Raw genomic sequence first — 23306 nt, 5'->3', positions numbered from 1 at the left:
GCCGGGCCCCCTGGACACCGCAGGACCCACTCTCATCACCGTTCCTGAGGAGCTCTCCCGATGACCACGTACCCCACCACGTCGCAGACCTCCGTCGCGCCCGTGACGATCGAATCGGCGGAGTCGGGGACGGCCGGTCCCACCGCCCCCCTGGTCTCCCTCACCTGGACCGACCACGAGACGGGGCACCAGGGGCACCTGGTCATCGACCGTCTGGTGCGCGGTGTCTCCAGCGGCGGCCTGCGGATGCGCTCAGGTTGCACGCTGGAGGAAGTAGCCGGCCTGGCCCGCGGTATGACGATGAAGGAGGCGTTGCACTACAACCCGCAGGGCATTACATCCCGATGGGCGGCGCCAAGGGCGGCATCGACTGCGACCCGCGCGATCCGGCCGCCTACGGCATCCTCGTCCGCTACCTGCGCGCTGTACGCCCCTACATCGAGCACTTCTGGACCACCGGCGAGGACCTCGGCCTCACCCAGGACCTCGTCGATCAGGCCGCCGCCGAGGTGGGCCTGGTCTCCTCCATCCAGGCCGTGTACCCGCTCCTCGACGACGAGGAAGCCGCCCGGCGGCGCCTCGCCGACGCATTCGCCATCGACGTGGACGGCATCGGCCTGGACGAGCTGGTAGGCGGCTGCGGCGTCGCCGAATCGGTACTCGCGGCGCTGGACCGAGCAGGCGTCGCCCATCAGGGAACCCGCGTCGCGGTGCAGGGCTTCGGCACCATGGGCGGTGCCACCGCCCGATTCCTGGCCCGCGCCGGACTGCGCGTCGTCGCGGTCGCCGACATCAAGGGCACCATCGCCAACTCTGCCGGGCTGGACATCGAGACCCTGCTCGCCGCCCGCGACGGTCACGGCTGCGTGGACCGCGCCGCGCTCCGCGCCGAGGACAGTGAACTGCCGGCCGGCGCCTGGCTGACGGCCGACGCCGAGGTGCTGGTGCCGGCCGCCGTCTCCTACGCCGTGACTGCCGCCAACCAGGCCGGTGTCACCGCCGGCTGGATTGTCGAGGCCGCCAACATGCCCGTGGTGCCGGAGGCGGAGGCGCTGCTGGCCGCCCGCGGCATCACCGTGCTGCCGGACGTCGTCGTCAACTCCGGTACCAACGCCTGGTGGTGGACGCTGTTCGGCGACATCGGCGCCGACGCCGACGAGGCATTCGCTTACACCCGCCGCTCGATGCGCGCTCTGATCGATCAGATGCTGGCCCGCGCCGAGACCGAGGGCTGCACGCCCCGTGTCGCCGCGCACGCTCTGGTCGCCGACCGGCTGCCGGTCATCGCGGAGCGCTTCGGATGGTTCCGTTGACGGCCCGGGCTGCCGCGCCGGCTGCGGCACCCGACGCACTCGTCACGCTGTTCGATCCCCGCTCGGTCGCCGTCGTCGGCGCCTCCGACAACCCCGAGAAGTGGGGGATACTGGCTGGCCTCGGGGGCGCTGGCCGGGCGCCACCGCCGCACCGTCCACCTGGTCAACCGGCGGGGCGGCGTCCTGGACGGGGCGCCGTTCCTGCCGGACCTGGCCGCGCTGCCGAGCGCGCCGGAACACGTGGTGCTGGCAGTGCCGGCCCAGCACCTGCGGACGGTCGTGTTCGGCCCCGTCGTCATGGCCGGCATCGGCGGCATACGCGCCGAACTCCTCGGCGACATCGTCCTGGCCCTCGCCCCGCACGCGAACTCGGCCTGGACCGCGGCGCATTGACGGAATCGGCGGCCCGCTGAGAGGCCCGTCCGAGGCGCGGATCCGCGTGGCCCGGGAACGGCTGCCCGGCGTCGGGCCAGGAGCTGCGCCCAGCGGGTCGTCGCCGCTCAGTTGCGGCGCGTGGAGCCGCGTACGACCACGGTGCACGGCACCACCACATTGCGCGGCGCCTTCCCGTCGAGTACGTCGATCAGCATCGCGACGGACTCCGCGCCCAGGCGCCGGGCGTCCAGGCTCAGTGCGGTCAGCGGCACTTCCCAGTCCCCGGCACCCCCGGAATGGTCCCCCTCGCGCATCACGCTGACCATCAGATCGCCGGGGATGTCCAGACCCAGCCGCCGTGCCGCGATCACCAGGGCCTGGCCGTAGGTCTCGTTGAGCCCATGCACCGCGTCCGGGCGCCCGGGTCCGGACAGCAGTCGTAGCGCCGCCTCCACCGCATCCTCCGAGGCGGCCGGGGTTTCGACGACCGCCTGTTGCCCGGCCGCGGTGCACCACTGGCGGTAGAGGCGCTCGGAGTCCTGGGTGTACGCGTCGGGTTCGGGTCCTGAGAGCAGACCGACCCGGGTGGCGCCGGCGTCCCGCAGATGGCCGAGGACCTCAGTCATGCCGCGCTCCAAGTCGCTCTCCACGGTGGGCACGTCCTCGTATCCCGGGTCGATGGGGCGGCCATCGGTGACCACCGGCAGTCCGCGGCGCGCGCAGTCGGCGAGCAACGGGTCCTCCTGCACCGGGTCGACGATGATGAGGCCGTCCATGGGGACCCGGGCCCACAGCCCGGAGGCCGGGTCGCCCGGGACGACGACGAGTGCGTAGTCGCGCTCGACCGCGGTCATGGTGGCACCGGCCGAGAACGCCGCGTAGTACGGGCGGTAGGTGCTGGCCCACGGGCGGTCCGACATATGGCCGACGGCCAGCCCGACGATGCCGGTGCGCCCGGACACCAGTCCCTGGGCGACGGGGTCGGGGCGGTAGCCGAGTTCCTCGGCTGCGCGGCGTACCCGCTCGCGGGTGGCCGGGGCGATCTGGCCCTTGCCGCTGAGGGCGTGGGACACGGTGGTGATGGACAGTCCGGTGGCCCGCGCCACGTCGCGGATTCCGATGCGTCGGCCCGCCGCTCCGGCCTGTGTTGATCTCCGGCTGGTCATGGATCGGTCGCCCCTCCGTGTCGTCCGCCGCGCGGTCCGCCGTGCGGTCTCAAGCGTGCCAGAGACCGGTCTGCTCGAACCCCGGCACCCAAAACGTTTTTGTATCGATGAGCTTGGGGTCTTGACGTGCCCAAAACGTTTTGGGCACTGTAACGCATCACCGGTTCCCGGCCCTTTCCCTAGGAGCTCCATGCGCAGCGTCCGTACATCTGCCGTGCCCGCACTCGCCGCCGTGATGCTGGCAGCACTCACCGCCTGCGGCAGCTCCGCGGCCGGCAGTGGCGACTCCACCACCCACACAACCGACTCCAAGGGGTCCCGCGTCTACGGCAAGTGCACAGCGACCGGGTCCCGCGGCTCGATCCACCTCGAGACGGTCGAGAAGGACACCCTCACCGTCGTCGGTGACCTCCCCAGCCCCGGCTGGTGGAACGGCGACACCGTGCGGCAGATCGCAGACGGCTATGAGTACTGCATGGCCGCGGATCTCGCCTACCGGGCCGGCCTGTCCAAGCTCACCGTGCGCAACGTGTCCTTCGACGCGCTCGTCGCGGGCAAGGCCCAGGACTTCGACATGGCGCTGGCCGAAATATCCATCACTGATGCCCGCCGCAAGGTGGTGGACTTCTCCGCCCCGTACTTCGCCTCCAACATCGGTGTCCTGGTGACAGCGGGGTCCAAGGCCACCGAGGAGAACATCGCGGGCCTGCGGCTCGGTGTGAAGCAGGGCACCACCGGCGCCGACTTCGTCCGCGACCACCTCCGGCCGAAGAGCCCGCCGAAGGTCTTCGCGGGCGATGTCGAGCTGCAGGCCGCCCTCCAGGCAGGCCAGATCGACGCCGCGCTCACCGACGTCGCCATCGTCCTGGGTAAGGCCCAGGAGTCCAAGGGCAAGTTCCAGGTGATCGGCCAGTACAGCACCGGCGAGTCCTACGGAGCGCTCTACCCCAAGGGCGGTAAGAACTCCGCCACCCTCGACGCGGCCATCGAGGCGATGAAGAAGGACGGCACGCTCGACAAATTCTCCTCCACCTACCTGGCCAAGGCCTTCGGCGGAGACCCGTCCGTGATCCCCACGTGGAGCGCCAAGTGACCGTCAGCACCGATCCGTTGACGACCGAGCGGGCCGAGCCGCGGGTGGCCACCCCGCCTCGGCGGGCCCTGCCGCTCGCGACCGCCGCAGTAGGGGGCGTCCTGGTCACCGTGGCGTTGACCGCGGCGACCGCCTGGTCCGTGAGCGAGGTCCTGCCCGGCTCCGGCCTGCCGGTGGCCGTCGGCGCCGCCGTGATGGCCGCCGCCGTGCTCACGCGGCTGAGGCCCGCGCTACGGGCGGTGCGTTCGAGCCGGACAGCCGCCGCGGCCTGGTCCGAAGCCCGGCGGGCCGACGCCCGGCGGGCCGTATCCGAGGCCCGCGAGGACGCCTGGACCGTACTGGGCTGGTGTCTGACCGCGCTCGTGCTGCTTGGCGCGGTCTGGTTCCTGTTCGCCAACGACCGCGCCGTACAGCGCACCTTCTTCGACGGCGAAGTGATCGGGATCAGTCTCCGGGAGATCGCCGCCGCCTTCGGCACCAATCTCTTCATCGCCGTCGTCGCCCAGATCCTGATCCTCGTCTGGGGACTGGCGCTCGCCCTCGCCCGGATGGCGCCGGGCCGGGCCGGACGCCCGCTGCGGCTGCTCGCCACCACATACATCGACGGCTTCCGCGCCGTACCGGCGATCATCATCATCTATCTGATCGGCTTCGGACTGCCGCTCGCCGAGGTGCCGTTCCTCAGCTCACTCAGCCCGGTGTGGTTCGCGATCCTCGCGCTCACTCTCACCTACGGTGCGTATGTCGCCGAGGTGTTCCGGGCCGGCATCGAGTCCATCGCGCCCGGCCAGAGTGCGGCCGCCCGTTCGCTCGGCCTCTCACGGAGCGCCACGCTGCGCCATGTGGTGCTGCCACAGGCCACCCGCCGCGTCGTACCGCCGCTGCTCAATGACTTCATCAGCCTGCAGAAGGACACCGCGCTGGTGAATGTCATCGGCACCATCGACGCCTTCAACCAGTCGAAGATCTTCGCGTCCAACCACTTCAACCTCTCTTCGGTGACCGTGGTCGCGGCGCTCTTCATCCTCATCACCATCCCGCAGGCCCGGCTGGTCGACCGGCTGGTGGCCCGTGAGCAGCGTCGCGGCAAGGGAGCCTGACATGGCCTTCATCGAGATCGACGCGGTGCACAAGAGTTACGGGGAGACCCCCGTACTCCGAGGCATCGACCTGAACGTGGAACAGCACCAGGTGGTGACCCTGATAGGCGCCTCCGGCAGCGGCAAGTCCACCCTGTTGCGGTGCATCAACGGCCTTGAGGAGATCAGCGGGGGCGAGATCCGCGTCGGCGGTGATGTCGCCTCGGGCCGCGGCACCGACGTGGACCGGCTGCGCCGTGATGTCGGCATGGTCTTCCAGCACTTCAATCTCTTCCCGCACATGAGCGTGGTGCGCAATGTCGCCCTGGCACCGATGCGGGTGGGCGGGGTGGAGCGCGCCGAGGCCGAGGAACAGGCGCGCATCCTGCTCAAGCGGGTCGGCCTCGCCGACAAGGCCGACAGCATGCCCGACCAGCTCTCCGGCGGGCAGCAGCAGCGGGTGGCCATCGTGCGCGCCCTGGCCACCGGCCCGCGCGCCCTGCTGCTCGACGAGATCACCTCGGCCCTCGACCCCGAACTCGTCGCCGAAGTGCTGGCCATCGTCCGCGAACTGGCCGAAGGCGGCATGACCATGCTGCTGGCCACCCACGAAATGGGCTTCGCCCGGGAGGTGTCGAACAAGGTGTGCTTCCTGCATCAGGGCGTACTGCTGGAGGAAGGGCCGCCGGAGCAGATATTCGGCGACCCGCAGCAGGAGCGCACCCGCGCTTTCCTGCGCCGCATCGTCGAGGCGGGGCGGCTGTGAGCGGCGCACGGGTGCTCGTCGTCGAGCACGAGGACGGTACGGGCCCGGCCCAGGTCGGCGAACGACTCGCCGGACAGGGGCTGGTGATCGACCTGTGCCGCCCCTGGGCGGGTGACGCGCTGCCCCGTACCCTGGGCGGCCACGACGCCCTGCTGGTTCTCGGCGGATCCATGGGCCCGTACGACGAGGAGCGGGCGCCCTGGCTGCCCGCTGTGCGGGAACTGCTGCGGCAGGCGGTGGACCGGGACGTGCCCACGCTGGGGATCTGCCTGGGCATGGAACTGCTCACGGTGGCCTGCGGCGGCGAGGTCCGGCACGCCGCACGACCCGAGGTCGGGCTCTGCGACCTGACACTGCTCCAGGAGGCCGCCGGAGACCGGCTGTTCGGGCCCTTCGCGGACCCGGCCGTGCGGTTGCGCGCGGTGCAGTGGCACTGGGAAGAGACCGGCACTTTGCCCGGGGGTGCCGTTCCCCTGCTCGCCAGTGAGCGCTGCGCCCACCAGGCCTACCGGATCGGCACAGCGGTCTGGGGCGTGCAGTTCCACCCCGAGGTACTGGCCGACGACATCCGCACCTGGGGGACGTCGGACGTCGGTCCGCTGCATGCCCTCGGCCTCGACCCCGCCGCTGTCGTCGCCGAAGTGGCCCGCGAGGAGACACGGCTGCGAACGCTCTGGGGCGCTTTCGCCGAGCAGTGGGGCGAGATCGTGGCCGACCGCCACGCCGCCGCCCGCTGCTGACCGCAGCCGGGCACTTTGTTGGGCATGGGCCGGCCGGAACGCCGCTCGCGGACGACAGCCTGCCGTCGACGCGGGCCGCGGCGCGCCTGCTTCGGTAGCGGCCCGGCGGTCGGCGACGGAGGTTGTCCCCTCCCGCCGCACCGCCGCCGCCATCGAGGACACCGAGAACGGTCACGGCCGCTACGCCCGCCTCGACAAGCTCCCCTGTCCGGCCATTTCGGTCGTCGGCGAGTCCCTGCCCGAGGACCCCGAGGACTTCCTCGATGCTGCACTCTCGATGGTGCGGTACGGGGCCCCACCGGGCGGATCGACCAGCCAGCCCAACATCGCCTGAACAGTCGAAATCGGACCGCTGTGCACCACCCGGAACGATCCGTCATGCATTGTGAAAGCCCTTGTGGCCCTCGTAGTGCGTGGGTCCGAGGATCGTCGACCATTCCGACGCCCGCCGACAGGGCAGGCCATGCCCGAGTCGGTTCGAGCGGCTCGGCGGGCGCCTGGGATCAAGATGCGTCAAGTCCTCGGTCATACCCCGGATTGCCCGATTCGAGGAGCGGCGGCTCGTTCGTCATGTGGGCAGGAGCCAGGATGCGCAGAGCGTGATATCCGACGACCACGATCAACGTTCCCAACGCGATACCGCTGAGCTGGAAGTTTTTCGTGAGTGTCAGGCTCACGTTGCCGATACCGATGATGAGACCCGCAGCCACAGGTACGAGGTGCAGCGGGTTCGAGAGGTCTACGCGTGAGCGGACCCAGATCTGTGCGCCCAGCAGGCCGATCATGCCGTAGAGGATGACGGTGATGCCACCGAGAACGCCGCCGGGAATGGCAGCTACGACGGCGCCGAACTTGGGGCAGAGTCCGAACAGGATCGCGAAGCCGGCAGCGCACCAGTAGGCGGCAGTCGAGTAGACGCGAGTGGCGGCCATGACGCCGATGTTCTCGGCGTACGTAGTCGTGGCGGGACCGCCGACGGAAGTGGACAGCACGGTGGCCGCACCATCGGCCATGATCGCGGTACCGAGCTTGTCGTCGAGCGGGTCGCCGGTCATCTCGCCGACAGCCTTGACGTGTCCGGCGTTCTCGGCGATGAGCGCGATGACGACGGGCAGGGCGACGAGAACTGCCGAGAGGGAGAAGCTCGGGGCATGAAGGTTCGGCAAGCCGATCCAGTCGGCTCTGGCCACACCCGAGAGGTCGAGGCGCCAGTGGTCGACCGCCTCGGCACCGCCGGCGGGGGAGTGGATCTTGCCGAAGACGCGGTCGAATACCCAGGAGATCACGTAGCCGAAGGCCAGGCCGAGGAAGATCGCGATACGGGACCAGAATCCGCGCATCACGACGACGGCGAAGCCGGTGAAAATCATCGTGAGCAGAGCGGTCCACTGGTCCTGGGGCCAGTAGGTGCCGGCGGTGACGGGAGCCAGGTTGAAGCCGATGAGCATGACTACGGCACCCGTGACAACGGGGGGCAGGACCGCGTGGACAATGCGGACGCCGAGAGCGCGGATGGCCGCCCCGCACAGGAAGAGGACCGCGCCGACCACGAGAAGTGCGCCGGTGAGGGTCGCCGCATCGCCGCCCTGAGTCTTGATGACGGCGGCGACGCCGATGAAGGACAGGCTGCTGCCGAGGTAGCTGGGGATGCGGCCGCGGGTGATGAGCAGGAACAGGATGGTGGCCACACCGGATGCCATGACGGCGAGGTTGGCATCGAGACCCATCAAGATGGGGGCGACGAAGCAGGCTCCGATCATGGAGACCACATGCTGCGCACCGAGACCGGCAGTGCGCCCCCAGGTGAGTCGTTCCCCGGGTTTCACGACCTCGCCCGGTGCGGGTGTCTTCCCGTCGCCGTGCAAGGTCCAGCGCACGCCGAGGCCCATGGTTGCTCCCTGTGTGTGGATACGGAGTCCAGTGCCTCGCCCGGCATGGTGCTCACCGCAGAAATGATCAGCGCCATGATAGTGGCGGATCGCGGCGCGCCGGGCGGCCGGGCCGCGGACGGGGGAGCACCGCCGGGGCGCGGCCGGGGGCCCGCGCCCCGTACAGCCTGCGGCTCAGGGGCGCGGCTCGGCCGCCGCCGCGCTCGGCGCACCGGTGTCCGAGGACGACGCGGCCCTGCGGTCGCCCGTCCGCAGCACCCCGGCGCCCAGCACCAGGCCGAACGCCAGCACCGTCACCAGGCCGAACGAGACGACCAGCGACGTCGCCTCGGCCAGCGAGCCGATCGCGGACGGGGCGATGAGCCCGGAGGTGTACGTGATGGTGGCGACGCCCGCGATCGCCTGACTCGGGTTCGGGCCGCTGCGCCCGGCCGCCGCGAAGGCGAGCGGGACGACCACGGCGACACCGAGGCCGAGGAGCCCGAAACCGCACATCGCCAGTACCGCGTTCGGTGACGCGACCACGAGCAGCCCGCCGACGGTCGCGAGGACGCCGCCCACCCGTACGGTCCGGACCGCGCCGAAGCGGTCGACGACCTTGTCGCCGGCGATCCGGGCGACCGCCATGGTGAGCGCGAACGCCGTAGTGGACGCCGCGGCGAGCCCGGCGGAGGTGTCCATGATGTCCCGCAGATAGACCGCCGACCAGTCCAGGCTGGCCCCCTCCGCGAACACCGCGCAGAAGCCCACCGCGCCGATGATCAGCGCGGACTTCGGCGGCAGCGTGAAGCGCGGCGGCGGCTCCTCGTCCGGTTCGCTGCGCAGATCCAGTACGCCCCGGCAGGCGATCAGGCCCAGCACGGTGAGGGCGAGGGCGGCGATGGAGTGGTGCAGCCGGGCGTCGGCGCCCAGATGCGCGGCCACCGTGCCCGCGGCCGAACCGATCAGGGCGCCCACGCTCCACATCCCGTGCAGCCCGGACATGATCGACTTGTCGAGGCGGTTCTCCACCTCCACACCGAGGGCGTTCATCGCCACGTCCGACATGCCGGCCGATGCCCCGTACACGAAGAGCGCCGCGCACAGCGTCAGCAGGTTGGGGGCGAGCGCGGGCAGGACCAGCGCCAGCGTCCACAGGGCCAGCAGCCCGCGCAGTGCGGTCCGGGCGCCGAAGCGATGGCTGATCGCGCCGGCCAGCGGCATCGTCAGCGAGGCGCCGATCGCGGGGAAGGCGAGGGCCAGACCGAGCTGTCCGGCACTGACCCCGGCGTGATCCTGGATCCAGGGCACCCGGGTCGCGAAGCTGCCGGTCACCGCGCCGTGCACGGTGAAGACCGCGGCGACGGCGAATCTGGCCCGCCTCACCTGCTCCATGCCGAAGACCGCCTCTGTGGAATCCGTTGTCATACCGCCGTGCCCTCCCCTGGGAATGCTCTGTCGCCGGCGGCCCCGGCGCCCGCCTCGCGGTGCCGGGGTAAATTATCAGGAGCCCTGCCTGATAAATAGTGCGTCTCTCAGTCCGTCCCTTCAGCCCGTGCGGCAGTGATCTGGAAGGATCCCGGCATGCCCGCGTCACCGAGCACCGCCCGGGCCATCAACGACCGGCTCGCCCTGCGACTGCTCCAGCAGGACGGCCCGTTGACGGCCACGCAGTTGAAGGCCCTGACCGGCCTCTCCCGGCCCACCGTCGCCGACCTTGTCGAACGGCTTCAGGGGGCCGGTCTGATCAGGGTGGTCGGTGAGGCGGGCGCCGAGCGCCGCGGGCCCAACGCCCGTCTGTACGGGATCGTCGCCGACCGCGCGCACCTCGCCGCGCTCGACGTACGCACCGGCAGCGTCGCCGTGGTCGTCGCCGATCTCCTCGGTGCCACGCTCGCCGAGGCCACCTTGCCCATCGGCAGCGACACCGACACCGAGTCCGCCGCCGAACAGGCCGCCGCGCTGCTGGAGCGCACCGCGCGCGAGGCGGGCGCCACCCCGCTGCACAGCGTCGGCGTCGGCGCGCCCGGTCTGATCGACCCGGTCACCGGCGAACTGCGCGACACCACGGGGCTGCCCGCCTGGCACCGGCGGCTGGTCCGGGTGCTCCAGCAGCGGCTGCCCGCCACCGTGCTGGTGGAGAACGAGACCAATCTCGCCGCCGTCGCCGAACATCGCAGCGGCGCGGCCCGTGACACCTTCGTCCTGTTCTGGCTCGGCAACGGCGTCGGCGCGGCCGTCATGCTGGACGGGAAGCTCCGGCGCGGGGCCTCCGGCGGTGCGGGTGAGATCGGCTTCATGCCGGTGCCCGGCGCGACAGGCACCCCCTCGGCCGTCAACTGCGACGGCGGGTTTCACTCATTGGTGGGCTCTGCCCCGGTCTGCGAACTGGCCGCCGCCCACGGCATCGTGGTGCCCCCGGACACGGCCGACGGGGACAAGGAGCCGGGTGCCGCGTTCGCCGTACGGGCCGCCCTGGCGGGGGAGGGGAACGGCGAGGCGTTCCTGGACGCCTTCGCCGAACGCCTCGCGCTGGGTGCCGCCGCCATCGCCTCGGTCCTCGACCCGGGCTGTGTGCTGCTCGCGGGCGAGGTCGGTCACGCGGGCGGCGACGCGCTCGCGGCCCGGGTCGAGCAGCGGCTCACCACGATGTCCCCGTTGCGCACGGAGGTCAGGGCCGGGCGGCTGGGCGGCGCCGCGGTGCTCCGCGGCGCGCTGCTCGCGGCCCGGGAGGCGGCTCAGGACGAGCTGTTCGCTCCGGCCGGCTGAGCGTGGCTGGGCATGGCTGAGCCCGGCTGAGCATGGCTGGGCATCGCTGAGCCCGGCGGCGACCCGGGGGCGAACCGGTCACCGCCGGGCGGCAGGGGAGAGGGCCAGCAGGCCCCGAGGTCCTGCCGGACACCCCAGTCACCGGTGGAGCCGGGCGTTTCGCCCTTCGTCCACCACTTGGCCTTCCGGCCCCGCCCCGGGGTCCTTGTGAGCCACCCCACAAGTACTCACCCATATGGCCCATCGGTGGGCATGGCACACTGACCGTGTACCAGCAGCAGCGCACTCCGGGGTCGGTGCAATTCCGAACCGGCGGTTATAGTCCGCGACCCGTCCGCATCCAGCGGCCGGTTGACCAGGTGGGATTCCTGGACCGACGGTTAAAGTCCGGATGGGAGGCAGTGCGCGGCGGGCCGTTCCACGGGTACGCCGCCGTCGGCGGGTGGTTTTCGGGCAACCGATCCATCCGTTTGTTCCGGCATTCGGCGTTCCCCTGTTGCGTTCCCGCTTCATCTGTCGTCGTCGACAGGCCCCGGAGTCCGTGCCCGAAGAGGCAGGAGGACCCGGTGGACACCGCAGCCGACATCACCGCCATGCGCCGAGCGATCACGCTCGCCGCCCGCGGTCTCGGCTCCACCAGCCCCAACCCGGTCGTCGGCTGCGTCATCCTCGACGCCGCGGGCCAACCGGCCGGCGAGGGCTTCCACCGGCGCGCCGGCGGGCCGCACGCCGAGATCCACGCGCTGCGTGCCGCAGGCGATCGCGCCCGCGGCGGCACCGCCTACGTCACCCTCGAACCCTGTAACCACACCGGCCGCACCGGCCCCTGTGCCCAGGCCCTCGTCGAGGCCGGTGTCGCTCGCGTCGTCTACGCGGTCGGCGACCCGAACCCGCAGGCCACCGGCGGTGCCGACACCCTGCGCGCGGCCGGGGTCAAGGCCGAACAGGGGCTCCTCGCCGACGAGGCCGAGGCGGGCAACGCGGCCTGGCTGACCTCGGTGCGCCTGGGCCGTCCGTACGTCCTGTGGAAGTACGCGGCGACCCTCGACGGCCGGATCGCGGCCGCCGACGCCACCAGCCGCTGGATCACCTCGCCCGAGTCCCGCGCCGACGTCCACCGGCTGCGCGCCGAGGCCGACGCCGTCGTGGTCGGCTCCGGCACCGCCCGCACCGACGACCCGCAGCTCGGCGTACGCGGCATCGACGGCGCCGTACAGCCCCTGCGGGTGGTGGCGGACACCGGTGCCACCGCCGTACGCCCCGGCGCCCGCGTCCTCGACGACAGCGCGCCCACCCTGATCGCCGTCGCCGACGACGCCGACGCCCGCCACCTCCCCGAAGAAGCCGTGCTGCGGCTGCCGCGTGCCGCCACCGGCCCCGGCCTGGATCTCACCGCCCTGCTCGGCGCCCTGTACGGGCGGGGCGTCCGCTCCGTACTCCTCGAAGGCGGCCCGACCCTGGCCGGGGCCTTCGTCGCCGCGGGAACGGTCGACAAGGTCGTCGGCTATCTCGCCCCCGTGCTCCTCGGCGCCGGCCCCGCGGCCCTCGCCGACGCCGGAATCACCACCATCGCCGAGGCGTTGCGCCTCGATGTCACCGAGACCGTCCGTATCGGCCCCGATCTGCGCATCACCGCCGTACCCGGCCCTGCCCGGAAGGGAAACTGAGTGTTCACCGGAATTGTCGAAGAACTGGGTGAAGTCACCGCCGTCGAGAAGCTCGACGACGCCTCCCGCTTCCGCCTGCGCGGTCCCGTGGTCACCGAAGGCGCGAAGCACGGCGACTCCATCGCCGTCAACGGCGTCTGCCTCACCGTCGTCGACCTGGGCGAGGGCGAGTTCACCGCCGACGTGATGGCCGAGACCCTGAACCGGTCCAGCCTCGGCGCCCTGGAGACCGGCTCCCGGGTCAACCTGGAACGCCCCATGGCGGTCGGCGGCAGGCTCGGCGGCCACATCGTCCAGGGCCACGTCGACGGCACCGGCCGCATCGTCGAGCGCACGATCTCCGAGAACTGGGAGATCGTGAAGATCTCCCTCCCGGCGGACCTGACCCGCTACGTGGTGGAGAAGGGGTCGATCACCGTCGACGGCGTCAGCCTGACCGTCGTGGACGCCGGACCCGACTACTTCACCATCAGCCTCATCCCCACCACCCTCGCCCTGACCACGCTCGGCATCAAGGAGCCCGGCGACCCGGTCAACCTGGAGGTGGACGTCATCGCGAAGTACGTCGAGCGGCTGCTCGGCGACACCGCGCGGGAACCCGGGGAGCCGGTGAAGTGACGGCACTGAACTGGCTGAACTCGGAGGCGTTCACCGTCTTCGGGCAGCACATCATCTGGTCCGACATGATCGGCAACACCGTCGGTCTGATCGCGCTGACCCTGGGCTGGCTCCGCTCGATCTGGACCTGGCCCGCCCAGCTCCTGTCCGGCGTCGTCCTGGTCGCCGCCAATGTCTCCGTGCACCAGGCGGGCAGCGTCGGCAAGCAACTCGTCGTCATCGCCGTGGCCGTCTGGGGCTGGCAGCAGTGGACCCGGGGCAGGCAGCAGGCCCAGGACGGCTCCATCGCCGTACGGTTCGCCACCTGGCGCGAGCGCCGCTACCTGCTGGCCGGCGCCGCACTCGGCACCCTCGCGGTCGGCGGCCTGTTCACCGCGTTCCCCTCGCTCTCCTGGAGCCCGTGGGCGGACGCGTACATATTCGCCGGCACGCTCGTCGCGATGCTCGCCCAGGCCCGCGGCATGGTCGAGTTCTGGTTCGCCTGGCTGCTGGTCGACCTCGTCGGCGTACCGCTGAACTTCCAAAGCGGCCTCGCCTTCTCCGGTCTCGTCTACGTCGTGTACGGCGCCCTCGTCCTGTGGGGCATGCGCGACTGGTGGCTGCGTTCGCGGACACCCGCTCTGGAAGGAGCCACGGCATGACAGCCCAGCCCACCTGGTTGCACCGGGAACACGAGAGCGCCGTCGAGGACCTCACGCTCGACCCCGTGGAGCAGGCGATCCGCGACATCGCCGCCGGACGGCCCGTCGTGGTCGTCGACGACGAGGACCGGGAGAACGAGGGCGACCTCGTCATCGCGGCCGAGAAGGCCACCCCCGAGATCGTCGCGTTCATGATGAGCGAGTGCCGCGGCCTGATCTGCGCGCCCATGGAGAACGACGAGCTGGAACGGCTCGAACTGCCGCAGATGGTCGCCCACAACACCGAGTCGATGCGTACGGCGTTCACCGTCTCCGTCGACGCCTCGGCGGCGCACGGCGTGAGCACCGGCATCTCCGCGGCCGACCGGGCCGCCACGCTCCGGCTGCTGGCGGGCGGCGAGGCGGGCCCCGGCGACTTCGTACGGCCCGGCCACATCTTCCCGCTCCGCGCCCGCTCCGGCGGTGTGCTGGTCCGCAACGGCCACACCGAGGCCGCCGTCGACCTCGCCCGGCTCGCCGGGCTGCGTCCCGCCGGAGCGATCGTCGAGATCGCCGGCGAGGACGGCGTGATGCTGCGGCTGCCGCAGCTCGTCCCGTTCGCCCGCAAGCACGGCCTCACGATCATTTCCATCGAGGACCTGATCGCCTACCGCCGCTCCTCCGAGCCGACCGTCCGCCGCGAGGCCGAGGTACGGCTGCCGACGAGCTTCGGCGCGTTCACCGCGTACGGCTACCGCTCCACGGCCGACGGCGTCGAGCATGTCGCGCTCGTCCACGGCGACATCGGCAGCGGCGACGACATCCTGGTGCGGATCCACTCCGAGTGCCTGACCGGCGACATCTTCCAGTCGCAGCGCTGCGACTGCGGGCCCCAGCTCCAGGCCTCCATGCGCCGGATCACCGAGGAGGGCCGCGGTGTCGTCGTCTATCTGCGCGGCCACGAGGGCCGGGGCATCGGCCTGCTGTCGAAGCTGCGCGCCTACGAACTCCAGGAACGCGGCAGCGACACCCTCGACGCCAACCTGGAACTCGGCCTGCCCGCCGACGCCCGGGACTACGCGGCGGGCGCCCAGATCCTCAAGGACCTCGGCGTCCGGAGCCTGCGGCTGATGACCAACAACCCCGACAAGACGGCCGCGGTCCTGCGGCACGGTCTGGCCGTCACCGGCCGCGAGCCGATGCCCGTCCAGGCCGGTGAACACAATCTGCGCTACCTGCGCACCAAGCGCGACCGCATGGGGCACGACCTGCCCTGGCTCGACGCCGCCACGGCGTCGACCTGCGGCAACCAGTGAACGATCACGGAAACGAGCGGTAGGAGAACCATGAGCGGCAAGGGCGCACCCGAACTGTCCGTACGCAACTGCGGCGACCTGCGCGTGGCGGTCGTCGCCGCGCAGTGGCACGAGAAGATCATGGACGGACTCGTCGACGGCGCCCTGCGCGCCCTGCACGAGCTGGGCATCGACGAGCCGACCCTGCTCCGGGTGCCCGGCAGCTTCGAGCTCCCGGTCGTCGCCAAGGTCCTGGCAGGCCGCGGCTACGACGCGATCGTCGCCCTCGGCGTGATCATCCGCGGCGGCACCCCGCACTTCGAGTACGTGTCCCACGGCGTCACCAACGGCCTCACCCAGGTCGCCGTCGACACCGGAGTCCCGGTCGGCTTCGGCGTACTCACCTGTGACACCGAGGAGCAGGCCCTCGACCGGGCAGGTCTGGAAGGCTCCAACGAGGACAAGGGACACGAAGCGGTCACCGCGGCCGTCGCCACCGCCGCGACGCTGCGCACCGTCAGCGAGCCCTGGCGCTGATCGGAGGTCCCGGACCCCGTACTCTAAGGACCATCATGGCGAACAAAACCTTCGAAGAGCTCTTCGCCGAGCTGCAGCTCAAGGCCGCCGACGGCGATCCCTCCACCTCCCGCACCGCCGAGCTGGTGGACAAGGGGGTCCATGCCATCGGCAAGAAGGTCGTCGAGGAGGCCGCCGAAGTCTGGATGGCCGCCGAGCACGAGAGCAAGGACGCCGCCGCCGAGGAGATCTCCCAGCTGCTGTACCACGTCCAGGTGATGATGGTCGCCCGCGGAATCTCCCTCGACGACGTCTACGCCCACCTCTGAGCACGACCTCCGCACCACGTACATCCGCACACCGCACCAGACTCCCTCCTCGCAAAGGAAACCTGACCTCATGCTGCGCATCGCCGTTCCCAACAAGGGTTCACTCGCCGGGCCTGCGATGGCGATGCTCCATGAGGCCGGCTACCAGCAGCGCAAGGAGTCCAAGGAGCTCGTCCTCGTCGACCCCGAGAACGAGGTCGAGTTCTTCTACCTGCGGCCCCGCGACATCGCGATCTACGTCAGCTCCGGCCGTCTCGACATCGGCATCACCGGCCGCGACCTGCTGCTGGACTCCGGCGCCGACGCCGAGGAGATCCTCCAGCTCGGCTTCGCCCGCTCCACCTTCCGCTACGCCACCAAGCCCGGCACGGCCCAGGGCCCGCAGGACTTCGACGGCAAGACGATCGCCACCTCCTACGAGGGCATCGTCGCCAAGCACCTCGCCGACCTCGGCGTCAACGCCTCCGTCGTCCACCTCGACGGCGCGGTCGAGACCGCCATCGAGCTCGGGGTCGCCCAGATCATCGCCGACGTCGTGGAGACCGGCACCAGCCTGCGCAACGCCGGACTGGAAGTCATCGGCGAGCCGATCATGTCGTCGGAGGCCGTCGTCATCCGCCGCACCGGCGCACCGGACGACGACCCCAAGGTGCAGCAGTTCCTCCGCCGCCTCCAGGGCGTCCTGGTCGCCCGCTCCTACGTGATGATGGACTACGACTGCCGCGTCGAGCACCTGGAGCGCGCGGTCGCCCTCACCCCGGGCCTGGAGTCGCCGACCATCTCCCCGCTGCACCACGAGGGCTGGGTCGCCGTCCGCTCCATGGTCGCCGCCCGCGAGGCCCAGCGGATCATGGACGATCTGTACGACCTCGGCGCCCGCGCCATCCTCACCACCGCCATCCACGCCTGCCGCCTCTGACGGCCGGGCGACCACCCCGGAAGACAGAAGAACACCATGTCCGCCCCCGCGTCCCGGCCCGAACTCCCCACCCTCCCGGTCACGTTCCGGCCGACCCGAACCCGGGTGGTCCTGCTGACCGTGGGGGCGGCGATGTTCGTCGTCATCACCGTCATCGCCCTGACCCTGGAGCAGTTGAGCGCGGGGGAGCGGTCCAGCTTCGTCTTCACCGCGCTGCTGTTCTTCGGCGTGCTCGCGCTGCTCAGCCGCCCGAAGATCGTCGCGAACGAGGACGGGGTGACCGTGGTCAATCTCACCCGGACGCGCCAACTGTCCTGGGCGGAGATTCTCCGCGTCAACCTGCGTGTCGGCGACCCCTGGGTCTACCTCGACCTGAGCGACGGGACCAGCATGCCCGCCCTCGGCATCCAGCCGGGAATCGCCAAGCAGCAGGCCATCCGCGACGCCCATGCGCTCCGCGCCCTCGCCGAGAACCACGGCACCGGTACGGAGAACGGCTGAGCCCCTCTGCCCCGTACGGCCTCTTCTTGATTACTCTGGAGGACGGCGGCGCCCGGTGCGTGCCCCGCCCCGCACAAGAGGTCCACGAGACCGGCGGGGCTTTCCTGCGACCCAAGGAGTGACTCCTTCCAGCAATGGACGGATCGTCCGGTAGTATCTGCGCCGCCCCCTCCCCGGAGGCGGCGGCATGACCATCCCCCTGCTGCTTCTGAGCGCGGCATTCCTTCTCATCCTCGCCAACGGATTCTTCGTGGCAGCCGAGTTCGGGCTCGTCACGGTCGAGCGGCCGGACGCCGAGCGCGCCGCCGCCGAGGGCGACCGGCGGGCCCGCACCGTCGTCGAAGCCCTGCGTGAACTCTCCTTCCAGCTCTCCGGCACCCAGCTGGGCATCACCATCACCTCGCTGGTCGTCGGCATGCTCGCCGAACCGGCACTCGCCCAGCTGCTGGACGGCCCCCTCACCGTGACCGGGCTGCCCGACGGCGCGGTCCCCGGCATCAGCGTGGTCATCGGGATGATGGTGGCCTCCGCCGTCCAGATGGTCATCGGCGAACTGGTGCCCAAGAACTGGGCGGTCTCCCGGCCGCTCCAGGTCGCCCGCTTCGTCGCCGGCCCCCAGCACCGTTTCTCCGCCGCTCTCCGGCCGGTGATCAGCCTGCTGAACACCGTCGCCAACCGGCTGGTACGGCTGCTCGGCGTCGAACCCACCGACGAGCTGGCCTCCGCCCGTACCCCGGGGGAACTGGTCTCCCTGGCCCGGCACTCGGCCGAGGCCGGCACCCTCGAACAGGACACCGCGGATCTCTTCGTACGGACCCTGTCGCTCGCCGGGCTCACCGCCCAGCACGTCATGACCCCACGGGTGAAGGTCAGCGCCCTGCAGACCTCGGCGACCGCGCAGGACGTCCTCAACCTCACCCGCGCCACCGGCCTCTCCCGCTTCCCGGTCTACCGGGAGCGCATCGACGAGGTCGTCGGCATGATCCACCTCAAGGACGCGCTCGCCGTGCCCGCCCAGGACCGGCTGCGCACCCCGGCCGGGCGGATCGCCGTACCACCGCTCCTGGTGCCGGAGACCCTGCCCGTCGAACAGTTGCTCCAGCGGCTGCGCAACGAGCAGCCGATCGCCGTCGTCGTCGACGAGTACGGCGGCACCGCCGGAGTCGTCACCCTCGAGGACATCATCGAGGAACTCGTCGGCGAGGTCAGGGACGAGCACGACGCCGAAGGCGCCGACCGGCCCGAACTGGCCCCCGCCGCTCCGGAGGACGGCCGCCCGGCCTGGGACGCCGAGGGCAGCTGCCGGGTCCTGACCCTGCGCCGGATAGGGCTCGACGTCCCCGACGGCCCGTACGAGACCGTGGCCGGACTCGTCGCCGATCTGCTGGGACGCATCCCCGCTCCCGGTGACCGGGCCGAACTGCCCGGCTGGCGGATCTCCGTACGCCAGGTCGGTCACTACCGCGCCGAGAAGGTCCGCTTCGTACGCGCGGCCAAGGCGACCGACCCCCTCACCCCGGCCCCGCTGACCCAGGACGCCCTGGAGGCCGTGCGATGAGCCTGGTCCAGCTGATCTTCGCCGGACTCCTCGTGCTGGCGAACGGCTTCTTCGTCGGTGCCGAGTTCGCCCTCGTCTCCGTACGGCGCAGCCAGATCGAACCCCTTGCGGCGGCCGGGTCGGGCCGGGCCCGCCAGGTGCTGTACGGACTGGAGAACCTGCCGCAGATGATGGCCGCCGCCCAGTTCGGCATCACCGTCTGCTCGCTGACCCTCGGCGCCGTCGCCGAACCGACCGTCGCCCAGCTGCTGGAGCCGGTCTTCCACGCGGTCCATCTGCCCGAGGGGCTCGTCCATCCGCTCGGCTACGTCCTGGCGCTGGTCTTCGTGGTCTTCCTCCATCTCGTCATCGGCGAAATGGTTCCGAAGAACCTCGCGATGGCGGCGCCGGAGAAGACCGCGCTCTGGCTCAGCCCCGGCCTCGTGGGCTTCGCCCGCCTGTGCCGCCCGGTCACCGCCGCACTGGGTGCCTGCGCCGGGCTGGTGCTCCGAGTCTTCGGCGTCGAACCGAAGGACGAGGTGGAGGCCGTCTTCACCAGCGAGCAGCTCAACCGGCTCGTCGAGGACTCCGGCCAGGCGGGACTCCTGGAGCCGGAGGCCCAGGAGCGGCTGGAGGACGCACTGGAGCTGGGCAGCAGGCCCGTCACCGATGTGCTCCTCAGCCGGGCCTCACTGGTGACGGTGGACCCCTCCGTCACCCCCCACCGGATCGAGCAGCTGACCGTACGCACCGGCTACTCGCGCTTTCCCGTGTGCGCGGAGGGCGGCGGTGCGTTCATGGGCTATCTGCACGTCAAGGACGTCCTGGACCTGGAGGACGGCGAACGGGCCGTCCCCCAGCACGTCTGGCGCCCGATGGCGACCGTGCGGGCCGAGCTGCCCCTGGACGACGCCCTGACCGTGATGCGCCGCGCGGCGACGCATCTGGCCCAGGTCGCCGACGCGTCGGGCCGGATCCTCGGCCTGGTCGCCATGGAGGACGTCCTGGAGATGCTCGTCGGCGAGGTGCGCGATCCGGCCCACCGGGTCGCCGTACCGCGCCGGACGGCGGTCACGACGACCGGCACGGGCGAACTCACCGCGTCGTTCCACTGAATCCCGACCGCCGGACGGGCCGACTCCCGACTCGTCGCCCCGTCCGGCGATCGAGGACAACGGCCGGCGGGCATCCCCCCTCACAACGCCGGCGGTTCCTGTGGCCCCTGGTCCACCGGCCCCCGGCCGGACAGCACCTCGCCGTACGCCTGCATCAGATCCGGCAGCCGCAGCGTGGCCAGATCGTCCCGGCTCGGCAGAGCCGCGTAACCGGAGAGCCGCAGATCGCGGTAGGCGCAGCTCTTCTCGTACAGGGTGCGCAGGAACCGCCCGTTGCCCAGCTCGTCGATCCAGCCCTGGTCGACGACATGAGCGCTGATGGAGCGCAGCTCCTCCAGGGACTCCTCGTCCCACGCGTCGCCGTTCTCCGCGGCGAGCACCTCACCGATCGACGTGAGCTCCAGCGGCCGGTAGCTCGGGAAGTCCACCCGGGTGGTGAAGCGGGAGGAGAGCCCCGGATTGGTGGCCAGCAGCCGGTCCATGCCTTCCGGATAGCCCGCGAGGATGACGACGAGATGGTTCCGGTTGTCCTCCGCGCGCTTGAGGAGGACCTGGAGCGCCTCGTCGCCGTACGCGTCGCCCTTGCTGTAGCCGGTGTTGGAGAGGCTGTACGCCTCGTCGACGAACAGCACCCCGCCGAGCGCCGAGTCGATCAGCTCATTGGCCTTGACGGCGGTCTGGCCGAGGAACTCGCCCACCAGATCCGCCCGTTGGGCCTCGACGAGATGGTCACCGCCGAGCAGACCGAGGGCGTAGAAGACCCGGCCCAGGATGCGGGCCACCGTGGTCTTACCGGTACCGGAAGGGCCCGAGAAGACGAAATGGCGTTTCGGCGGCTGTACGGGCAGCCCCTGACCGGCGCGCAACCGTGCCATGTTCATCTGCGCGGACAGCGCCTTGACCTGGCGTTTGACGGGCTCCAGACCGACCATCCGCTCCAGCTCCGCCAGCGCCTCGGCGAGCAGGACCGGATCGCTGGGCCCGGCCGGAAAGGGGGACGCCGGCTGGCCGGGCACCGCCGTCTTGCGGCGCGCGCCGTCGGACGGCGGCGGCCCCCCGCGGCCCACGAGCCCCGGGGTCTCGCCGCCCGGGCGCAGCTCCCGGCCGTCCACCAGATCGGTGCCGAGCAGCGCGTCCCCGTCCGGCTGCGCCTCCGCCACGGCGTCCGCACCCAGCCCGGCCAGGGAGACGGCGGTGAGACCGGCGGCCTCGTCGGTGCCCTCCAGGCCGTCGTAGTCGGCGATCGCGGCGAGCCGGGCCGAGGTGTCCATGAACGCCGGGTCGATCCGGTGCACCGCCCGGTAGAGCGGCAGGGCGGCGGCGCTGCGGCCGGTGCCCTCGTGCGCGCGGGCCAGCCAGTAGCGCAGCTCCTTGCGCTGCGGCTGTTCGCTGCGGCAGCGCATCAGCGCGGTGGAGAGCAGCGGCTCGGCCTGCCCGTACATCTCCAGCCGCACCCGCGCCATCCCGCCGAACAACCCTGCCTCGATGCCGAGCAGTGGATCGTCGATCAACTGCTCGGTGTTGCGGACGAGTTGCTCCCAGTCCTTGACGAGGTAGGAGCGGCAGGCGTGCAGGAAGCGGACCTGCGGATCCGCGTCGACCGGCGGCAGGCCGGCCAGCGCGCGGTCCAGCTCGGGGACATGGCGCCCGTCCAGCCAGTGCGAGGCGTGCGCGAGAAGCAGATCGCGCGGGCTCTCCAGCACCGGCTGCACCCACCAGCCCAGCCAGTACCAGGAGTTGAGCGTACGTCGATGGCGGGTGCGCTGCTCACCGAAGCGTTCGCGATGGCGGTACATGCGCAGCAGCGCCGTCGTCGTGTCGACCCTCAGTGCGTGGAGGCCGAGCCAGCCGTCCGCCATGCCGGGATCGATCCGTACCGCGGCCCTGAACTCCTCTTCGGCCTGTGGGTAGGCGCCCATGGTGTAGGCGTCCACGCCGCGCAGCCAGGCGAGGTCGGCCGGGGCCTGTGCGCCCTGCGTGCCGATGTCCATCTGGTCCCCCACAAACCGTGCCCCCAGGATGTCCCGCCGCACGACCTGCCCGCCGAGGCGCGCCGAATCACTGTGCCACGGACGGGAATTGACCGCACCGAGAGGCATCGTACCTGCGCAAAGAGTGTGCGACTAAGAGCGCCGCAGGCAGAAGGAAGACCATTACGGAGGGTAAGGGGAATCCGGCGAGCCGACGGGGGAATGGGTGTGCGAAGACAGAACGAAGCCCCCGATCACGGGGGAACAACCGGGGGCTTCGTGTCCGCGAGGGCTCCGTAAAGCCGCACATTGAGAACGTAAGACCTGTACCGCCCTCGGGTCAAGCAGAGTTGGGGTACTTCCGTGGCGATTTCTCACCACTCAGCTCGGTGGCGCAACCTGCTCACGTTCCGTGACGGAATGGTTCGTTCCTGCTGTCGCGCCAAGCCCCTCCAGCCACTCGTACCCCATGGGCAACTGCCGTACCAGGGCGTCCGCGTGGGAGCGCGAGGGATCGGCCGAGAAGTGCGCCGCCTCGGCCGCCGTCCACTCGTCCCAGAAGGCCGAAAGAGCCGGTCCGTCCCGGCGGCGGCCCCGCTCCCAGGACTCCGCCGTACCGAGATCCATCCACAACAGCCGCGCCAGATGGGGCCGCAGCGCCCGGCGGCCCGCCCCGACCCCTTCGATCAGGACCACCGGCGCGGGCTCCAGGGCGCGCGGCGCCGCGAACGCCCGCGCGGTCCAGTCGTACGGCGCGTAGTACGCGCACTTCCCGCGCGACAACGGTTGGATCACCTGCTCCCGCAGCCGGTCCACCCAGGTGAAGAAGGATTCATGGGTGGCCAGATCGTCCAGACGCAGTACGGGGGCGCCGTCGAGCGCGGCGGCGAGGCGGGACGCGAAGGTGCTCTTCCCCGATCCGGCGTGGCCGTCGACGGAGATCAGCCGCACCGGTCCGCAGGACGGCGCCAGGGTGCGTAGCCGCGCGGCGAGGAGCGAGAGGTCGTTCATGCCCCCCAGCCTACGAGCTGGTCCGAAGCAAGCGCAGGT

At 71.1% G+C, this 23306-nt stretch carries 21 protein-coding genes, 1 pseudogene and 1 riboswitch; of the genes and pseudogenes, 17 read left to right on the top strand and 5 right to left on the bottom strand.

Annotated features, from left to right (window positions below):
• Window positions 1-108: 108 nt before the first annotated feature.
• Together OH735_RS05755 and OH735_RS05750 are read left to right on the top strand one after the other, a co-directional pair.
• A pseudogene (locus OH735_RS05755) lies at window positions 109-1313 on the top strand (Glu/Leu/Phe/Val dehydrogenase dimerization domain-containing protein).
• 243 nt (window positions 1314-1556) lie between these two features.
• The gene (locus tag OH735_RS05750) at window positions 1557-1706 is read left to right on the top strand and encodes an acetate--CoA ligase family protein (RefSeq protein WP_406380020.1); all 150 of its coding nucleotides are present in this window, start codon (window positions 1557-1559) and stop codon (window positions 1704-1706) included.
• Window positions 1707-1813: 107 nt separating this feature from the next.
• On the opposite strand, the gene OH735_RS05745 is transcribed toward OH735_RS05750, so the two are convergent.
• The gene (locus OH735_RS05745; RefSeq protein ID WP_406380019.1) at window positions 1814-2854 is read right to left on the bottom strand and encodes a LacI family DNA-binding transcriptional regulator; all 1041 of its coding nucleotides are present in this window, start codon (window positions 2852-2854) and stop codon (window positions 1814-1816) included.
• A 190-nt stretch (window positions 2855-3044) separates the two neighbouring features.
• Between OH735_RS05745 and OH735_RS05740 the strand changes: the two genes are divergently transcribed.
• The 4 genes from OH735_RS05740 to OH735_RS05725 are packed head-to-tail and all read left to right on the top strand — an operon-like array spanning window position 3045 to window position 6532.
• Window positions 3045-3947, top strand: coding sequence for an ABC transporter substrate-binding protein (locus OH735_RS05740; RefSeq protein ID WP_406380017.1), 903 nt, complete (start codon window positions 3045-3047; stop codon window positions 3945-3947).
• Complete coding sequence (locus tag OH735_RS05735) at window positions 3944-5047, top strand: amino acid ABC transporter permease (RefSeq protein ID WP_406380015.1); 1104 nt, start codon at window positions 3944-3946, stop codon at window positions 5045-5047. The genes OH735_RS05740 and OH735_RS05735 overlap by 4 nt, the downstream gene beginning before the upstream one ends.
• A gap of 1 nt (window position 5048) precedes the next feature.
• Window positions 5049-5792 (top strand): amino acid ABC transporter ATP-binding protein, encoded by a 744-nt coding sequence (locus OH735_RS05730; RefSeq protein ID WP_406380013.1) that lies wholly within the window; start codon window positions 5049-5051, stop codon window positions 5790-5792.
• Window positions 5789-6532, top strand: a complete 744-nt coding sequence (locus tag OH735_RS05725; RefSeq protein WP_406380011.1) for a type 1 glutamine amidotransferase — start codon at window positions 5789-5791, stop codon at window positions 6530-6532. The genes OH735_RS05730 and OH735_RS05725 overlap by 4 nt, the downstream gene beginning before the upstream one ends.
• Before the next feature lie 503 nt (window positions 6533-7035).
• Here the strand turns inward: OH735_RS05725 and OH735_RS05720 are convergent.
• Together OH735_RS05720 and OH735_RS05715 are read right to left on the bottom strand one after the other, a co-directional pair.
• Window positions 7036-8421 (bottom strand): uracil-xanthine permease family protein, encoded by a 1386-nt coding sequence (locus tag OH735_RS05720; protein ID WP_406380009.1) that lies wholly within the window; start codon window positions 8419-8421, stop codon window positions 7036-7038.
• Between the two features lie 174 nt (window positions 8422-8595).
• A complete protein-coding gene (locus OH735_RS05715; RefSeq protein ID WP_406380007.1) occupies window positions 8596-9828 on the bottom strand; it encodes an MFS transporter in 1233 nt (410 codons plus the stop codon).
• A 156-nt stretch (window positions 9829-9984) separates the two neighbouring features.
• Between OH735_RS05715 and OH735_RS05710 the strand changes: the two genes are divergently transcribed.
• The 11 genes from OH735_RS05710 to OH735_RS05660 all read left to right on the top strand — a co-directional run bounded on the left by OH735_RS05710 (window position 9985) and on the right by OH735_RS05660 (window position 20286).
• On the top strand, window positions 9985-11169 hold the full coding sequence (locus OH735_RS05710) for an ROK family protein (protein WP_406380005.1): 1185 nt from the start codon (window positions 9985-9987) through the stop codon (window positions 11167-11169).
• Window positions 11170-11447: 278 nt separating this feature from the next.
• Window positions 11448-11578, top strand: a riboswitch (FMN riboswitch).
• Window positions 11579-11735: 157 nt separating this feature from the next.
• Window positions 11736-12836 (top strand): bifunctional diaminohydroxyphosphoribosylaminopyrimidine deaminase/5-amino-6-(5-phosphoribosylamino)uracil reductase RibD, encoded by a 1101-nt coding sequence (ribD, locus tag OH735_RS05705; RefSeq protein ID WP_406380003.1) that lies wholly within the window; start codon window positions 11736-11738, stop codon window positions 12834-12836.
• Window positions 12837-13454 carry a riboflavin synthase gene (locus OH735_RS05700; protein WP_406380001.1) on the top strand — a complete coding sequence of 206 codons (618 nt, stop codon included), beginning with the start codon at window positions 12837-12839 and terminating at the stop codon, window positions 13452-13454. It abuts the gene before it with no gap.
• Window positions 13451-14095, top strand: a complete 645-nt coding sequence (locus OH735_RS05695; RefSeq protein ID WP_406379999.1) for a nicotinamide riboside transporter PnuC — start codon at window positions 13451-13453, stop codon at window positions 14093-14095. The genes OH735_RS05700 and OH735_RS05695 overlap by 4 nt, the downstream gene beginning before the upstream one ends.
• Window positions 14092-15390, top strand: a complete 1299-nt coding sequence (locus OH735_RS05690; protein WP_406379998.1) for a bifunctional 3,4-dihydroxy-2-butanone-4-phosphate synthase/GTP cyclohydrolase II — start codon at window positions 14092-14094, stop codon at window positions 15388-15390. Before OH735_RS05695 ends, OH735_RS05690 begins: the two co-directional genes overlap by 4 nt.
• Before the next feature lie 30 nt (window positions 15391-15420).
• On the top strand, window positions 15421-15906 hold the full coding sequence (ribH, locus tag OH735_RS05685) for a 6,7-dimethyl-8-ribityllumazine synthase (RefSeq protein WP_266745064.1): 486 nt from the start codon (window positions 15421-15423) through the stop codon (window positions 15904-15906).
• Window positions 15907-15941: 35 nt separating this feature from the next.
• Window positions 15942-16214, top strand: a complete 273-nt coding sequence (locus OH735_RS05680; RefSeq protein WP_073739434.1) for a phosphoribosyl-ATP diphosphatase — start codon at window positions 15942-15944, stop codon at window positions 16212-16214.
• Window positions 16215-16284: 70 nt separating this feature from the next.
• Entirely contained in the window at window positions 16285-17133 is an 849-nt protein-coding gene (gene hisG / locus OH735_RS05675; RefSeq protein ID WP_406379996.1) for an ATP phosphoribosyltransferase, read from the top strand.
• Window positions 17134-17169: 36 nt separating this feature from the next.
• The gene (locus OH735_RS05670; protein ID WP_406379994.1) at window positions 17170-17634 is read left to right on the top strand and encodes a PH domain-containing protein; all 465 of its coding nucleotides are present in this window, start codon (window positions 17170-17172) and stop codon (window positions 17632-17634) included.
• A 187-nt stretch (window positions 17635-17821) separates the two neighbouring features.
• Entirely contained in the window at window positions 17822-19192 is a 1371-nt protein-coding gene (locus tag OH735_RS05665) for a hemolysin family protein (RefSeq protein ID WP_406379992.1), read from the top strand.
• On the top strand, window positions 19189-20286 hold the full coding sequence (locus tag OH735_RS05660; protein ID WP_406379990.1) for a hemolysin family protein: 1098 nt from the start codon (window positions 19189-19191) through the stop codon (window positions 20284-20286). Before OH735_RS05665 ends, OH735_RS05660 begins: the two co-directional genes overlap by 4 nt.
• An 80-nt stretch (window positions 20287-20366) precedes the next feature.
• Here OH735_RS05660 and OH735_RS05655 read toward each other — a convergent pair whose 3' ends face one another.
• Together OH735_RS05655 and OH735_RS05650 are read right to left on the bottom strand one after the other, a co-directional pair.
• Window positions 20367-22277: an AAA family ATPase gene (locus tag OH735_RS05655; RefSeq protein ID WP_406379988.1), complete on the bottom strand. Its 1911-nt coding sequence runs from the start codon at window positions 22275-22277 to the stop codon at window positions 20367-20369.
• A 360-nt stretch (window positions 22278-22637) separates the two neighbouring features.
• On the bottom strand, window positions 22638-23267 hold the full coding sequence (locus tag OH735_RS05650; protein ID WP_406379987.1) for a uridine kinase: 630 nt from the start codon (window positions 23265-23267) through the stop codon (window positions 22638-22640).
• Window positions 23268-23306 lie beyond the last annotated feature (39 nt).

This window comes from Streptomyces sp. NBC_01618 (assembly GCF_045209435.1).
GTDB lineage: Bacteria > Actinomycetota > Actinomycetes > Streptomycetales > Streptomycetaceae > Streptomyces.
This window is presented reverse-complemented; position numbering and strand designations above follow the sequence as displayed.

Excerpts from the sequence above, each read along its gene's own strand:
- OH735_RS05745 (WP_406380019.1), bottom strand. The coding sequence starts at position 2,854 with ATGACCAGCCGGAGATCAACACAGGCCGGAGCGGCGGGCCGACGCATC.
- OH735_RS05740 (WP_406380017.1), top strand. The coding sequence starts at position 3,045 with ATGCGCAGCGTCCGTACATCTGCCGTGCCCGCACTCGCCGCCGTGATG.
- OH735_RS05730 (WP_406380013.1), top strand. The coding sequence starts at position 5,049 with ATGGCCTTCATCGAGATCGACGCGGTGCACAAGAGTTACGGGGAGACC.
- OH735_RS05720 (WP_406380009.1), bottom strand. The coding sequence starts at position 8,421 with ATGGGCCTCGGCGTGCGCTGGACCTTGCACGGCGACGGGAAGACACCC.
- OH735_RS05715 (WP_406380007.1), bottom strand. The coding sequence starts at position 9,828 with ATGACAACGGATTCCACAGAGGCGGTCTTCGGCATGGAGCAGGTGAGG.
- OH735_RS05710 (WP_406380005.1), top strand. The coding sequence starts at position 9,985 with ATGCCCGCGTCACCGAGCACCGCCCGGGCCATCAACGACCGGCTCGCC.
- OH735_RS05690 (WP_406379998.1), top strand. The coding sequence starts at position 14,092 with ATGACAGCCCAGCCCACCTGGTTGCACCGGGAACACGAGAGCGCCGTC.
- ribH (WP_266745064.1), top strand. The coding sequence starts at position 15,421 with ATGAGCGGCAAGGGCGCACCCGAACTGTCCGTACGCAACTGCGGCGAC.
- OH735_RS05680 (WP_073739434.1), top strand. The coding sequence starts at position 15,942 with ATGGCGAACAAAACCTTCGAAGAGCTCTTCGCCGAGCTGCAGCTCAAG.
- hisG (WP_406379996.1), top strand. The coding sequence starts at position 16,285 with ATGCTGCGCATCGCCGTTCCCAACAAGGGTTCACTCGCCGGGCCTGCG.
- OH735_RS05670 (WP_406379994.1), top strand. The coding sequence starts at position 17,170 with ATGTCCGCCCCCGCGTCCCGGCCCGAACTCCCCACCCTCCCGGTCACG.
- OH735_RS05665 (WP_406379992.1), top strand. The coding sequence starts at position 17,822 with ATGACCATCCCCCTGCTGCTTCTGAGCGCGGCATTCCTTCTCATCCTC.
- OH735_RS05660 (WP_406379990.1), top strand. The coding sequence starts at position 19,189 with ATGAGCCTGGTCCAGCTGATCTTCGCCGGACTCCTCGTGCTGGCGAAC.
- OH735_RS05655 (WP_406379988.1), bottom strand. The coding sequence starts at position 22,277 with ATGGACATCGGCACGCAGGGCGCACAGGCCCCGGCCGACCTCGCCTGG.
- OH735_RS05650 (WP_406379987.1), bottom strand. The coding sequence starts at position 23,267 with ATGAACGACCTCTCGCTCCTCGCCGCGCGGCTACGCACCCTGGCGCCG.